The organism is Acinetobacter sp. YH12211, assembly GCF_013418015.1.
Lineage (GTDB): Bacteria > Pseudomonadota > Gammaproteobacteria > Pseudomonadales > Moraxellaceae > Acinetobacter > Acinetobacter towneri.
This window is the reverse complement of record NZ_VPCW01000017.1, coordinates 1-13454: the sequence shown is the minus strand read 5'-3', so window position 1 is coordinate 13454 and position 13454 is coordinate 1. Positions and strand designations below refer to the sequence as shown.

Annotated in this window: 14 protein-coding genes; 9 read left to right on the top strand and 5 right to left on the bottom strand. The window is 39.8% G+C overall.

Annotation, left to right across the window (positions count from 1 at the left end; genetic code table 11):
- The first annotated feature begins 75 nt into the window (after positions 1–75).
- The 4 genes from FTU98_RS09325 (at position 76) to FTU98_RS09310 (ending at position 4729) form a co-directional block, all read left to right on the top strand.
- Positions 76–381 carry a hypothetical protein gene (locus FTU98_RS09325; protein ID WP_154320717.1) on the top strand — a complete coding sequence of 102 codons (306 nt, stop codon included), beginning with the start codon at positions 76–78 and terminating at the stop codon, positions 379–381.
- A 143-nt stretch (positions 382–524) separates the two neighbouring features.
- Positions 525–1898, top strand: coding sequence for an AarF/ABC1/UbiB kinase family protein (locus tag FTU98_RS09320; protein ID WP_180051319.1), 1374 nt, complete (start codon positions 525–527; stop codon positions 1896–1898).
- Between the two features lie 269 nt (positions 1899–2167).
- The gene (locus tag FTU98_RS09315) at positions 2168–3478 is read left to right on the top strand and encodes an acyl-CoA dehydrogenase family protein (protein ID WP_004973388.1); all 1311 of its coding nucleotides are present in this window, start codon (positions 2168–2170) and stop codon (positions 3476–3478) included.
- 51 nt (positions 3479–3529) lie between these two features.
- A complete protein-coding gene (locus tag FTU98_RS09310) occupies positions 3530–4729 on the top strand; it encodes an acyl-CoA dehydrogenase family protein (protein WP_180005666.1) in 1200 nt (399 codons plus the stop codon).
- 89 nt (positions 4730–4818) lie between these two features.
- Here FTU98_RS09310 and FTU98_RS09305 read toward each other — a convergent pair whose 3' ends face one another.
- The 3 genes from FTU98_RS09305 to FTU98_RS09295 form a co-directional block, all read right to left on the bottom strand.
- Positions 4819–5154 carry a type II toxin-antitoxin system PemK/MazF family toxin gene (locus FTU98_RS09305; protein ID WP_096900853.1) on the bottom strand — a complete coding sequence of 112 codons (336 nt, stop codon included), beginning with the start codon at positions 5152–5154 and terminating at the stop codon, positions 4819–4821.
- Entirely contained in the window at positions 5154–5402 is a 249-nt protein-coding gene (locus FTU98_RS09300; RefSeq protein ID WP_004973383.1) for an AbrB/MazE/SpoVT family DNA-binding domain-containing protein, read from the bottom strand. The genes FTU98_RS09305 and FTU98_RS09300 overlap by 1 nt, the downstream gene beginning before the upstream one ends.
- Before the next feature lie 176 nt (positions 5403–5578).
- Positions 5579–6784 (bottom strand): alkane 1-monooxygenase, encoded by a 1206-nt coding sequence (locus FTU98_RS09295; RefSeq protein ID WP_180051316.1) that lies wholly within the window; start codon positions 6782–6784, stop codon positions 5579–5581.
- Between the two features lie 166 nt (positions 6785–6950).
- On the opposite strand from FTU98_RS09295, the gene FTU98_RS09290 reads away from it, so the two are divergent.
- Complete coding sequence (locus FTU98_RS09290; protein ID WP_178867416.1) at positions 6951–7904, top strand: AraC family transcriptional regulator; 954 nt, start codon at positions 6951–6953, stop codon at positions 7902–7904.
- A gap of 5 nt (positions 7905–7909) precedes the next feature.
- On the opposite strand, the gene lpxB is transcribed toward FTU98_RS09290, so the two are convergent.
- Complete coding sequence (lpxB, locus tag FTU98_RS09285; RefSeq protein WP_180038100.1) at positions 7910–9085, bottom strand: lipid-A-disaccharide synthase; 1176 nt, start codon at positions 9083–9085, stop codon at positions 7910–7912.
- A gap of 227 nt (positions 9086–9312) precedes the next feature.
- Here lpxB and FTU98_RS09280 point away from each other — a divergent pair, with 227 nt between their 5' ends.
- From FTU98_RS09280 to FTU98_RS09270, 3 genes are all read left to right on the top strand, one after another.
- Entirely contained in the window at positions 9313–10200 is an 888-nt protein-coding gene (locus tag FTU98_RS09280) for a sulfite exporter TauE/SafE family protein (protein WP_180038101.1), read from the top strand.
- Between the two features lie 172 nt (positions 10201–10372).
- A complete protein-coding gene (locus FTU98_RS09275; RefSeq protein WP_180051312.1) occupies positions 10373–11464 on the top strand; it encodes a 3-deoxy-7-phosphoheptulonate synthase in 1092 nt (363 codons plus the stop codon).
- Positions 11465–11524: 60 nt separating this feature from the next.
- A complete protein-coding gene (locus FTU98_RS09270) occupies positions 11525–12046 on the top strand; it encodes a protein tyrosine phosphatase family protein (RefSeq protein WP_180051309.1) in 522 nt (173 codons plus the stop codon).
- Between the two features lie 34 nt (positions 12047–12080).
- Here the strand turns inward: FTU98_RS09270 and ispF are convergent, their stop codons facing one another.
- On the bottom strand, positions 12081–12569 hold the full coding sequence (ispF, locus tag FTU98_RS09265; protein ID WP_004973369.1) for a 2-C-methyl-D-erythritol 2,4-cyclodiphosphate synthase: 489 nt from the start codon (positions 12567–12569) through the stop codon (positions 12081–12083).
- 98 nt (positions 12570–12667) lie between these two features.
- Here ispF and FTU98_RS09260 point away from each other — a divergent pair, with 98 nt between their 5' ends.
- Positions 12668–13318, top strand: a complete 651-nt coding sequence (locus FTU98_RS09260; protein ID WP_004973366.1) for a hypothetical protein — start codon at positions 12668–12670, stop codon at positions 13316–13318.
- Positions 13319–13454 lie beyond the last annotated feature (136 nt).

Below are 13454 nucleotides of genomic sequence, written 5' to 3'. Positions count from 1 at the left end.
CACAACAATCATTGAAAAATGTGACAATATCCCAATAATTGAATTACTCATTTTATAGATGAAACTTTCAGCCTTATGAGCTACAAACACAATAATTTGATGGCCATGCGCCAAAGCTATTGGAACGACAACCACTCCGAAGCAGTCTTGATTGAAAAACAATTTTTTCAGCAAATTTTGATTGAAAACGGCATTTTTGAAAATTCGTCATTAGATGATGCCAAATATCTATTTTTTAGTTTGCCCAGCGTGATTATTGTTAAGGGATATGCGCATGGTTTTTTACACGATTCTGTAAAATTGATGATTCTCAAATTTATCCAAGACAACAAAGCGCAATTGATGAAAAAAGCCGAAACCAAAGTGCAATATCGGATGTAAAAGTACTTTTAAGCCGTTTTTCATACTTTTTTCACGAGGAAACTCGTCGTTCAGCAAGTTGAACTTTTTTAATACGTTAAGACGCGCTAATATCCGTTACAATCTAATTTTCCTGCGTATTGCTGATTTAAGGATTGATTTTAATGTCAGATCAGAACGATAAGCTTAAACAACTCAAGACTTCCTCTATGGATCGACGCTTATCCATCGCAAAGGCATCTTTACTTGCAGGAACACGATGGGCAGCCTCGAATGCCACCTCTATGTTTTCAAGCGAAGAAGAAAAAGAACGTAAACGAAAAAAAGCCATGAAAGAACAAGCCGATTACTTGGTGGCTGAAATTGGCAAACTCAAAGGCTCTATCGTGAAGATTGGGCAAATGATGGCGCTGTACGGCGAACATTTTTTACCTGAAGAAATTACGCAAGCACTCAACACGCTGAATAACCAGACTGTCGCATTGGCATGGCCTGCAATTAAACAGCAATTACAGGCACAGTTAGGTGCCAAACTTGATGATCTCACCATTGATCATGAGCCATTAGGTACAGCCTCTTTGGCTCAAGTTCACCGCGCGACCCGCAAGTCGGATGGTTTGGAGTTGGTATTAAAAATCCAATATCCAGGCGTAGCAGATGCGATTGACTCAGACATGAGCCTATTTAGAAATATGCTCAAATTGACACGCATGGTGCCGCAAACCCGTGAATTTGATCAGTGGTTTGATGAAGTGCGTGAAATGATGCATCGTGAAGTCAACTATCAAATTGAAGCGGAAACGACACGTCGTTTTGCTGCCCGTTTAAAAGATGATCCGCGCTACATTGTGCCGCAAATTGTGGATGAATACTGTAGCGACCAAGTGCTGTGTATGACCTTTGAACGTGGCGTACCGATTAACAGCCCTGTCATGCTCTCATTACCTCAAGAACGCCGTAACCAATTAGGCGAAGCCTCTTTAGAAATTGCTGTGCGTGAAGTATTTGAATGGGGCGAAATGCAGACTGACCCGAACTTTGGCAACTACTTAGTTCGCTTAGGTAATGGTGAAGATATTCACGATAAAATTGTACTGCTCGACTTTGGTGCTATTCGTCAATTTGATCAACACTTGCTGACTGTGGCTCGTAATTTGATCAAGGCGGGTTATTACCACGACCCACAAATGATGGTGAATGCCATGACGGGTTATGAGTTTTTTGACAGCATCCCTGAAAGCATTAAACCTGACATGGCAAAAGTGTTTCTATTGGCAACCGAAGCCTTTAGTCACTTAGACAATAACCGCGATTTACCTGCAGGCGTGATAGATGAACAATCGCGCTATGACTGGAAAAAAAGTCAGCTGCATAGCCGTGTCATGCAACAAGCATCTAAATCGATGGCTTCGCGTTACTTTAGTGTGCCGCCTAAAGAATTTATGTTTATTAGCCGTAAATTTATTGGTGCCTACACCTTTATGACCGTGATTGATGCGAAAACCAATGTCCGCAAAATGATTCAAAAGTTTATTTAAGTCCCAACTTTTATTTCTTTGATCAAAGCTGTTATATAGACCTAAATGATTGTTGCCCACTCGATGCAATTGTCATTTAGGTCAATTTATTTTAAAAGCGTAGATTTCTATAAAATTAATAATCTATAAAAATCCACATATTAGTCCAGTTATAAGAAAATTTTTACCGTTTATCTTTGACAATTCTGCATGTCAGCAATGACATAGTTTTTTTATAGTCTGCATGTCAGCATAAAAAACAAGCATTCTCTGTGTAGGACAACACAATCATGAGTCAAATGATAAACAAAGCCCAAGGATTCGGCTTAGCGCTACTCACTAAAATGGCATCGAGTGATCTGCTCGATCAATTCAAATTACGCAAATGGGTTGAACAATCTCTATATCACTCAGCCAAAGCAGGTTTTAAAACCTTTGAAACCACTCAAAAAAATTTTAAAAGCACACAAAAATTACCGCAACAACGACTGACACGTCAATCCAAAGATTTATTTGATTTGTCATTGAGTGAAGAACAGCAAATGCTGGTCGATGCCATGCAGCAATTTGCTACAGAAGTGATCTATCCATTGGCACATCAGGCAGATCATGATGCGAAATTCCCACAAGTATTATGGCAATACAGCACAGATTTAGGTTTGAACACCTATGCTCTGCCCGAAGCTTTAGGCGGTGTTGCCACTGAACAAAATATTGTCAGCCATATTTTAATTGCCGAACAATTGGCACGTGGCGACTTTGGCTTAACCGCAGGATTACTTTCCACATTTGGCGTAATGAATGCCATAACTCGCTGGGGTTCAGAACAGGTTCAAAATCAGTATTTATCTGCGTTTTCCGAAACAGACGCGAACCATCCAACGCCACTTCAAGCCACTTTTGCGATTCAGGAAAATACTGCTGCGTTTAATCCGTATCAGCTAAAAACCAAAGCGACTTTGCAAAATGGACAGTACCTAATTACAGGTGAAAAAACGCTGGTGATTTTGGCCGAAACAGCAGATTTATTTTTGGTTAGTGCAGAGCTAAATGGTCAAGCCGATGTGTTCATTGTGCAACGTGATGCTTCTATTCAATTTAAAGCAGCGCCTGCAATGGGCTTAAAAGCCTGCGAAACGGCGACTTTAAAGTTTAATCAAACCCCTGCGGAGCGTTTAGGCACAGATGATTTCGATTACAGCGCATTTTTAGATTTAGGCAATCTCATGTGGTGCGCCATGGCAGTTGGTTGCTGTGAAGCAGTGAAAAGTTATTGTATTCGCTATGCCAATGAGCGCACTGCATTTGGCGAACCAATTTCACATCGTCAAAGTGTGGCTTTTATGATTGCAGATATGGCCATTGAAATTGAAGCCATGCGCATGCTGTTGCTGAATGCAGCGAGTCTTGCCGAATCGGGTAAAAACTTTCATCGAGAAGCATATTTAGCACGTCTGCTCTGTGCAGAAAAATCTATGCAAATTGCCACCAATGGCGTGCAAATTTTAGGTGGTCATGGCTTTACCAAAGAACATCCTGTAGAGCGTTGGTATCGTGATTTACGTGCGACTGCAATTATGCATTCAGGCTTGCATGCTTAATCTCACACCATCAATAAACGATAGCCAGCTAGAAAAATAAGGAATACATCCATGAATTTACAAAATCCAAAAAAATTCAAAATGTTGGTCGATCAGGCACATGAAGTTGCTTTAAATGTATTACGTCCCATTTCAAGGAAATATGATAAAGCCGAACACGCCTACCCGAAAGAATTAGACATGCTTGCCGCCTTAGTTGATGGTATGAACCAAGCGGGCGATGGCATGAATGCAGGTGCAGCAGTCAACAAACGTGGTGACACATCTACAGGTAACAAAAATGGCGTAAATATGTCTACCGCACTGAGTATTGTCGAAATGTGTTATGGCGATACAGGTTTATTACTCAGTATGCCACGCCAAGGTTTAGGTAATTCTGCGATTGCTGCGGTGGCCAATGAAGAACAATTACAACGCTTTAATGGTGTTTGGGCAGCCATGGCAATTACCGAACCCAACTGTGGTTCTGACTCTGCGGCTATTCGTACCACTGCCACCAAAGTAGACAATGAATATATTTTAAATGGTGAAAAGATTTTTGTGACCTCTGGTGACCGCGCCGATGCCGTTGTTGTGTGGGCAACCTTAGACAAAAAACTGGGACGTGCTGCGATCAAATCCTTTGTTGTGACTAAGGGCACACCTGGCATGACCGTGGAACGCTCAGAACATAAATTAGGGATTAAAGCCTCGGACACAGCAACAATTCGATTTGAAAATTGCCGTGTTCCTGCGAGCAACCTTTTAGGCAATACAGAAATTGATGTTGCCAAAGGGTTTGCAGGTGTGATGGAAACCTTTGATAACACTCGCCCTTTGGTGGCAGCTATGGCCGTTGGTTGTGCCAAAGCCGCTTTAGAGCGGATTAAGGAAATTTTTAAAGACCAATTAGATGCAAATTATGCCACGCCCTATTTACAGTGTTCACATATCGCAGCACAGACTTATCGGATGGAAGCAGAATGGGAAGCCGCACGTTTATTGATGCTCAAAGCAGCATGGATGGCAGACAATAAACAGCCTAACTCACGCGAAGCTTCTATTTCCAAAGCCAAAGCTGGTCGCGTGTGTAATGAAATCACGCTCAGGTGTGTCGAGTTAGCTGCATCGGTGGGTTATAACGAAGATGAGTTATTGGAAAAATGGGCACGTGATTCGAAAATTTTAGATATTTTTGAAGGTACGCAACAGATTCAGCTATTGATTATTGCCCGTCGTGAATTAGGTAAAAGTTCGAGTGAGCTCAAGTGATTTTATGATTTAAGGCATATAGTAAAGTAAGATAAAAGACAGATTTTCATAGAAATATTGCTATAAATTTCTGTCTTTTTCGATATAAATTAATCTTCAGGTGAAAAAATTGCGATATATCTTGCTAAAACCTCATCCAAAACATCTGCGTGCGAGGATTCTAAAAACCGCGCGTGTCTAGCTTCAAAATCTAAAGCTCTAGATTGATCACAACGCACAATACCTGTAGTTTTCCCACCAATAAGCTCTACAGCGAAACCCATATTTCGTGCAAAGTTTCCACCAGAAGTAATAGGCAAAACAATCGGCATTTTAGTAATAAGATTAAATGACTTAGGTGAAATAACAAATACAGGTCGCTTACCTTGTTGTTCATGTCCAAGTGTTGGATCTAATGAAATCAAATAAATATCGCCTTGATTCATTAGATTTCTTCTCGCCCAACTGCTTTTACATCATGCCACGCATCTTGCTCTAATGCTAAAGCTTGATGCTCTTGCAGCAAGTCAGCCAATTTATAAGATGGCTTCGCTTTAGGTTCGACCACTAACTTACCATTCACAATGCTCAGAGAAACTTCCTTTCCCGCATCTAAACCTAAACTTTTTAATAATGTAGGCGGTACGGCAAGCATGACCGAACCACCTACTTTTCTCAAGTTTGTATGAATCATACCCACCTCAATATTATATAAATATATAACTTTATTATGCGCCAAAATGAGATGAAGTCAATTCATAGTAAGATGAGTGAAAATAGACATCAGGTATACATCTCAATCTTTCCTTTGAAAGATATATACAAAAGAAATATCAAAATGAATATTAAAAAATAATCTTAATAATTCAATCAATTATCCACCACACCAAATTTCTTAAAAATTCGTGCACGGCGTTTAGGCTGAATATTGGCTTTGTTTAAATTGCCTTGATAATGTTCAAATACACGTTTATCCATAATTTTAAACCACAAAGGTGGAATCATGGCAGGCAGCAACATGCTGGCATAACCGCTTGGTAATTCAGGCGCTTCATCAAAATGTCGCAAAGCCTGAAATGGTCGGGTTGGATAAGCATGATGATCGGAATGACGCTGTAATTGATACAAAAACAAATTGGTCACAATATTGTTATTATTCCAGCTGTGTTCAGGCATAGTGCGCTCATATTTGCCATGCGCATCTTTTTGTCTAAGCAAGCCATAATGTTCTATATAATTAATTATTTCAAACAGGCTAATGCCATAAAAAGCCTGTGTCGCCAAATACGGAATGATCCCAGTACCAAAACGCGCCAACAATGCAGCATGAAATGCCGCACTCATGCCCCAGCCTTGTAATAATTCATTGTCTTTCGACCAAAAACTTTTGCCTTTACGTTTTAAACGCTGAGTTTCAATTTGCAGTGCAGACTTAAACGAACCTTTTACCGTGCGGGGCCAAAACTCATAAAATGTTTCTCCCATACGTGAAGATGCAGGGTCTTCAGGTGTCGCAGCACGTTTATGATGCCCATACGGATGCTCAACCCGAAAATGGTTATATCCTGTTGGTGCTAAAGCCAAATGTGACAGTAAGTGATCTATTTTTGAAGATTTATGGCTGAGTTCATGCGCAGTATTGACAGCAATACCATTCACCATCCCCATGGAAATACCCAGAAAAATTTTATCGACTAACGAGGTTTGTGGCCGTCCAACCAAATAAGCTGCATAAATATTGGCGGCATATTGCAAAGGAATAAAACTTTTCACCAAACGCGAATAATACCGATCTTCCTCAAGTCGTTTCACATCTTCATTGCTTGGGTTATTGGCATCTTGACCAATTAAAGTATCAATTGTTGGAATAATCACATGCAATAATAAAGGGCCACCTAGAGCAAAAACTTTTTTCGCAGGCTTCGGAGCGAATTGATAACCCGCCAAAATCCCCATCCCCAATACAGGTAAAAATGGGCTGATCAACCATAAATAACGCTTTTTATCGAGTTGAGCCGCGCTTTTATAAGGAAAATCCTGTTCCATCTCTTTAAGCAAATGAAGTGGTGCGTTCATCTTATTTTCTTCCTTCTACGCTGTTCTACCTATATATTTGAGGAAAGACACGAGAATGAACAGTTGCAGACGTCCAAAAAAGCTATGCAAAAGTCTTTGGCGCAAAAATGCGCTATATTGTCCTGAAATCACAGGTTTATTTTTTATAATGATTTATGCTTAAAATATGGATGCTTTAAGTAAAATTTTTGATGATATACATCTGCACCAATCAGAATATATCTATTTAAATCCTCAAGGAGATTGGTCATTTCAATATCGTGACCAAGGGGCAATGCTGGCTTATGTAGTACTACAAGGCTCGCTGCATATCCATTTATCTGCACAGACACACCTTCACATTGATGCAGGTGATATTGTCCTGATTCCATCGGGTTGCAGTCATTACGCAAGTGCAACTGCAGACACTCACTGGACAGAACACTTTGATATTTCGGATTTATTTCAAATTCAGTCACAGCAGTCAATAAATTTTGGCACGATAAATCACACACAAGCTGAAGACGCATTTATTTTGGTGATTCAATGCCACATGGACACCACCATGGCAAAACCGCTTTTAAGTGCCCTACCCGAATATCTGCATATTCCGCATATCATGTGCAGCACAGCGCCCGAGTGGTTACAAATTGGCTTGCAATTTTTAGCGGTGGAAAGTCATCAAATCCGACTGGGACGGGATAAAATATTAGATCACTTGGTCAGTATTTTACTGATTGAATGTGTGCGTGATTATATTTTTCAGCTTGATGACTCAAATAACTGGCTCGGCGCTTTGGCACATCCTGAACTTTCCAATGCGCTCGCAGCTATTCATGGTCAACCCGAAAAAGCATGGACGGTAGAAAGTTTGGCAGAACAATGTTGCATGTCACGTTCTAAATTTGCCAATTTGTTTAATCAGGTAATTGGTGAGCCGCCTTTGGCATACTTACAACAACATCGGCTACGCTTGGCATCGCATTATTTACAGCAAGGACAATTGTCGATTCAACAAATTGCCCATCGTGTCGGTTATTCTTCCGAAACCGCCTTTAGCCAAACTTTTAAAAAGCAATTCGAGCTAACACCTAGCCAGTATCGGCAGCAGTTTCAAAACAACAATGCAATCACGAAATGAACAGTTTAACGATCTAAAATCGCCAAAATTGCTTGTGCAGGGTCTTCGCTATTATCGGACAATAATTGCTTATGCATAGTGATATGTTGCATCACTTGAATTTGTGCAGTTTCGATATAAATTAACTTTTCAATTTCTGCTGCCAAACGCTCAGGCGTTGCATCATCCTGAATTAACTCCTGAATCACCTTTTTACCTGCAATAATATTTGGCAATGAATAATAAGGAATTTTCACCAACAGTTTCGCAATCCAGTACGTAATGCGATTGAGCTTATAAAACGTAACCATTGGACGATGTAATAGCATCGCTTCTAACGTCGCCGTGCCTGAAGCCAGTGCAATCATATCGGACGCATTCATTACCTGACGACCAATTTTGGATTCTGTGCCACGATTTTCTATCAATTGCACTTTGTCTTGTAATGCACTCGGATAAGACTGCAGTAACGCTTCAATTTGTTGTTTACGTGCATCATTAATTGCAGGAATTAGAAACTTAAACTGCGGATATTTTTGCGTCAAAATATAAGCCGCATCTAAAACTAACGGCCCTAAACGCTCAATTTCACCACGTCGACTACCGGGTAATAACGCAATATATTGTTGCTGTTGGTCTAGACCCAATTCTTGTTTTGCTGCAGCAATTGGATTTTCCAACGGCAACTGACTCGCCAAAGGATGTCCGACAAAGGCTGCAGGCACATCCCATTTTTTAAAAAAGGCTTTTTCAAACGGAAATAAACACAGTACCAAATCTATACTGGCTTTAATGCCATGTACCCGACCTTGTCGCCATGCCCATACCGAAGGACTGACATATTGCACGGTTTTAATCGGCAAGTTTTTCTGTTTTAAACTTTTGGCAAGACGTAAATTAAAATCAGGCGCATCAACTCCGACAAAGACATCGACGGGATGTTGAGTCCACTTTTCGACCAAACCATCCCGTACTGCAAAGAGTTTTTTCAAATCTTTCAGCACTTCAACAATGCCCATTACCGATAAAATATCCATCGGATAATAACTTTTAAAACCTTCCGCAATCATTTGTGGGCCACCAATGCCTTCAAACTCTGCATCAATGCCTTGCTCACGAAAACGTCGCATGAGTTGTGCCCCTAAAGTATCACCCGATACTTCTCCCACAACGATACCTATTTTAAGTTTCCGATTTTGCAAGCGTTTTATCCTCTAAATTTTAATTGATATGAATTTTTCATATTTTAGCATAGCCACTGTATTTTGTAAGAAACAGAAAGTAAGCCGTGGCTTGAATCTGCGATCTTTTGCACTGATTTTCCACATTGACTATATCTGTTTTAAGAATAAGTAAATCATTAATCAAGACAACAGCTTATTGCCAAAAGTCATAATATATTCACGATTTTTGACTTCGGCATATCTTCATGGTTGGTCCTTTAGAGTTTATTTTGGCAGGTGTATTGGTCGGCTTCTGCGTGGGTGTGACTGGCGTAGGTGGCGGTTCACTGATGACTCCCATTCTGATCAGCTTGTTTAAAATTGAACCGCATATCGCAATTGGAACAGACCTACTTTATGCCGCCATTTCAAAATTCTGCGGCTCATTGGTTCATGCCAAAAAAATGAATATTGTATGGCCCATTGTCATTTGGCTTGCGGTGGGCAGTATCCCTGCTTCATTTGCGACCCACTGGGTTTTAGAGAATTATTTAAGCCAATCTACCCATTACAAAATGGTACTGACCGTGGTACTGGGCTTTATGTTGACCTTAACTGGCATCTCAATTGTGTTTCGCAGTCAAATTGAAACGTTTTTTAATAAATACCATAAACAAGAATTGCCCGATATGACCCAAGACCTTGAAAAGGTCAAACTACAGGCTGCAGATAAGCGTGCCCTCATTGTAATTATGGGAGTTGTACTGGGTGTATTTGTCACACTTTCTTCAGTGGGTGCAGGTGCTTTTGGCATCATGGCATTGGTGCTGATGTTCCCGAATCTACCGATGATTCGTATTATCGGTTCAGATGTCGTGCATGCCGTCTTGCTTACCCTAGTTGCAGGCTTAGGTCACATGAGTTCAGGCAATGTCGACTTTCACCTATTGGTTTGGTTGTTGGTTGGCTCGATTCCTGCAATTGTGGTGGGAACTTTAGTCAGTTCACGTTTACCTGAAAAAGTGATTCGTAAAGTTTTAGGGATTACCCTATTTGTGATTGGTATTAACTTTATGGTGAATCCTGTCAAATCTAAGCCTGTAAGTACACCTGAAACAGCGGCTGTGATTTCTGAAGCACAATCCAAGCAATAATTAACAAACTAAGTTTGAATATAATTTATAGAAATGGGCAGTTTAATTTATCTGCCCGATTCACCACTTATTTTTTAAAGAAGTATTCATCTTTTTATAACAAAATACAGTGAAATTCATGTTATATTCAGACTATTAAACAATCTTTTGTATGATCAAACCAGTGACGGCAATGAATACTTTACAGTCTAATCCTCTTACACAATCAGACATCGATGACGTGAATATTAAAAGTATTCAGCCACTCGTGACTCCTGCAGAATTAAAAACTGAGTTACCTTTGACTGAAACTGCTTATCAAACCGTTCTTCATGGTCGTGAAACTATCCGCAATATTTTAGATGGTAAAGACAAGCGTCTATTTGTGGTCATTGGCCCATGTTCTATTCACGATCCTGTTGCTGCACACGAATATGCAGATCGTTTGAAAGTTTTAAGCGAAAAAGTAAAAGACTCTCTTTACATTGTCATGCGTGTTTATTTTGAAAAACCACGTACTACTGTGGGCTGGAAAGGCTTAATTAACGATCCAGACATGAATGACTCGTTCAATATTGAAAAAGGCTTACGCCTTGGCCGTAAACTTTTACTTGAGCTAAATGAAAAAGGCTTACCGTGTGCGACTGAAGCACTAGATCCAAACTCGCCACAGTATTATCAAGATTTAATTTCTTGGTCTGCAATTGGTGCACGTACTACAGAAAGCCAAACACACCGTGAAATGTCTTCAGGTCTTTCATCGCCAGTTGGTTTTAAAAATGGTACAGATGGCGGTTTAACAGTTGCAACTAACGCTATGCAATCGGTAAAACATGGTCACAGCTTCTTAGGTCTGAATGATCAAGGTCAAGTTTCTGTAATTCGCACCAGCGGTAACCCATATGCACACGTGGTTTTACGTGGTGGTAATGGCAAACCTAACTACGATGCTGGCTCTGTTGCAGAAGCTGAAAATGCTTTAACTAAAGCCAAAGTTAGCACCAAAATCATGATTGACACCAGTCATGCCAACTCCAACAAAGACCCATTCTTACAACCGCTGGTATTAAAAAACATTACCGAGCAAATTGTTGATGGTAACAAGTCTATTGTAGGCATTATGGTCGAAAGTCACCTTAAAGGTGGTCGTCAAGATATTCCTGCAAACTTATGCGATTTAGAGTATGGTAAATCTGTGACTGATGGTTGTATCGACTGGGAAACCACAGAAAAAGCATTACTTGAAATGCATGAAGCATTAAAAGACGTTTTAGCAAATCGTTAAGATTTAAAAACGCCATCTTCATGATGGCGTTTCTATTTGTTGCATAGGAAATGACCTGCCATGAATGAACTTGAAACTCAACTTAGCCAAATTAAAAAATTCCAGTTTGTTCATGAACGCCTGTTTACTTCAGGTCAACCTACCGCAGACGAATTAAAACAAATTAAAGAATATGGTATTGGCACTGTCATTAATTTGGCTGAAAGTGATGCGGAACACGCCCTTCCCCATGAAGACAAAATTTGTCTGGATGTTGGACTAAACTATATTCAACTGCCAATTTCATGGGAAACACCATCCTCTGATCAATGTTTATTATTGCTCGATTTGGTCAATCATTTATTAGAAAGCCAAATGGTGTGGGTACATTGCAGCAATAACAACCACGTCAGTAGTTTAATGTATTTGTATCGTCAATATTTTATGGATGTGGATATTGCAACGGCTCAAGACTTTTTACATGATATCTGGAAACCCAATGAAACTTGGACAGGCTTAATTCACGCCGTTTCTTTGCAATTACAAGGTCGTAAAGCCACGCAAGATTTACAACAAGCTTTAGAATCTGCTGAACTTTCTTAATTCAGCAGATTGTATAGATAAAATTCTAACGCGATTATTTTGTATGAGAAATCAATACAATCGCTGTTGCTAAAATACCTTCCTGACGCCCAGTAAAACCTAATTTTTCAGTGGTTGTCGCTTTGATACTGATTTGTGTGACCTCTACATCCAATACATCAGCGACACTTTGGCGCATTTCTAGCGTATGCGGTGCAAGTTTAGGACGTTCGCACGCCACAGTAATATCGGCGTTATTCAGTTTATAGCCACGGTCTAAAATGAGTTGATAAACCTGTTTAAGCAATACCCGACTATCTGCACCTTTATAATTTGGATCGGTATCTGGAAAATGCTGCCCAATATCCCCCAGCGCCAAAGCACCTAATAATGCATCGCATAGTGCATGCAGCACTACATCACCATCTGAGTGTGCTTTTAAACCTTGTGTATGAGGAATTTGAACACCTGCAAGCGTCACAAAATCTCCCGCTTCAAAGGCATGAACATCTAATCCTTGTCCAATACGAATCTGTGCAACCATGTTCAACTCCTGTAGAAATAAATCATTGAAATCTTGTATTCATACTTTCGATTTCGCTATATTAGACCTAGCGCAACATAGTGAAAGTATAAGCGATCATGCTGTTGAAATCTGAGATTCATCTTATCAAAAACTTAAGTACACTGCTGTTATTTGGCTGTTTATATTCATCTTTCTCTTATGCACAAGGGATTGATTGTAGATCTACACCCAATAAAAAGTTGGCGCAGGTGTGCACAGAAAATTTCTCAGAATTGCGTGAAAAATTAAGTGATCAACATTTAACAGCTTATTTGATGAGTGATGCGCCTATTCGCTTGTTAGAAGATACTCAGCAATTGTGGATCCAACGCTTACAGCAATGCAAAAGCTTAAATTGTTATACTCAGCAATTTGATTTTAGAATTGATCAACTGAATTTTTTCACTTCAATGAATCAAAGCATGACTCAACATTATTTAAAATATGAAAATGGTCAATTTGCTGCACAACCCGTACATTTACAAATTCATCAACTCAATAAAAACAGCATTAAAATTGAAGGTATTGCTTATCGCAATCCAAATAACCGCCTTGAAAGCCAAAGTATTGCCTTTTTAGCTTATACAACACCTGATCAAAAAAACAAAATCATCGACAATGAGCACGATTGCAGTTATGAGTTTAATTATTCTAAAGCAATCTTAAAAATTCAAACCAAACAAAAAGGTTGTGAACGCTTTGCGGGCATCTATCGTTTATACGATTAATGCTGAACATTGACATACTCCCACCACTTTCGTTTTCACTCAAGTGGGGGATTCTAAAAGCAAAGCTCTTAGGCGACTTCCTCACGGATTTCGCTTGCTTTCTGCTTCTTAGGGCGACCTTTACCGCATCCACCCT

What these genes read in the sequence shown, in the direction of transcription:
- FTU98_RS09325 (WP_154320717.1), top strand. Translation starts at nt 76, where the DNA reads ATGAGCTACAAACACAATAATTTGATGGCCATGCGCCAAAGCTATTGG.
- FTU98_RS09320 (WP_180051319.1), top strand. Translation starts at nt 525, where the DNA reads ATGTCAGATCAGAACGATAAGCTTAAACAACTCAAGACTTCCTCTATG.
- FTU98_RS09315 (WP_004973388.1), top strand. Translation starts at nt 2,168, where the DNA reads ATGAGTCAAATGATAAACAAAGCCCAAGGATTCGGCTTAGCGCTACTC.
- FTU98_RS09310 (WP_180005666.1), top strand. Translation starts at nt 3,530, where the DNA reads ATGAATTTACAAAATCCAAAAAAATTCAAAATGTTGGTCGATCAGGCA.
- FTU98_RS09305 (WP_096900853.1), bottom strand. Translation starts at nt 5,154, where the DNA reads ATGAATCAAGGCGATATTTATTTGATTTCATTAGATCCAACACTTGGA.
- FTU98_RS09300 (WP_004973383.1), bottom strand. Translation starts at nt 5,402, where the DNA reads ATGATTCATACAAACTTGAGAAAAGTAGGTGGTTCGGTCATGCTTGCC.
- FTU98_RS09295 (WP_180051316.1), bottom strand. Translation starts at nt 6,784, where the DNA reads ATGAACGCACCACTTCATTTGCTTAAAGAGATGGAACAGGATTTTCCT.
- FTU98_RS09290 (WP_178867416.1), top strand. Translation starts at nt 6,951, where the DNA reads ATGGATGCTTTAAGTAAAATTTTTGATGATATACATCTGCACCAATCA.
- FTU98_RS09280 (WP_180038101.1), top strand. Translation starts at nt 9,313, where the DNA reads ATGGTTGGTCCTTTAGAGTTTATTTTGGCAGGTGTATTGGTCGGCTTC.
- FTU98_RS09275 (WP_180051312.1), top strand. Translation starts at nt 10,373, where the DNA reads ATGAATACTTTACAGTCTAATCCTCTTACACAATCAGACATCGATGAC.
- FTU98_RS09270 (WP_180051309.1), top strand. Translation starts at nt 11,525, where the DNA reads ATGAATGAACTTGAAACTCAACTTAGCCAAATTAAAAAATTCCAGTTT.
- ispF (WP_004973369.1), bottom strand. Translation starts at nt 12,569, where the DNA reads ATGGTTGCACAGATTCGTATTGGACAAGGATTAGATGTTCATGCCTTT.
- FTU98_RS09260 (WP_004973366.1), top strand. Translation starts at nt 12,668, where the DNA reads ATGCTGTTGAAATCTGAGATTCATCTTATCAAAAACTTAAGTACACTG.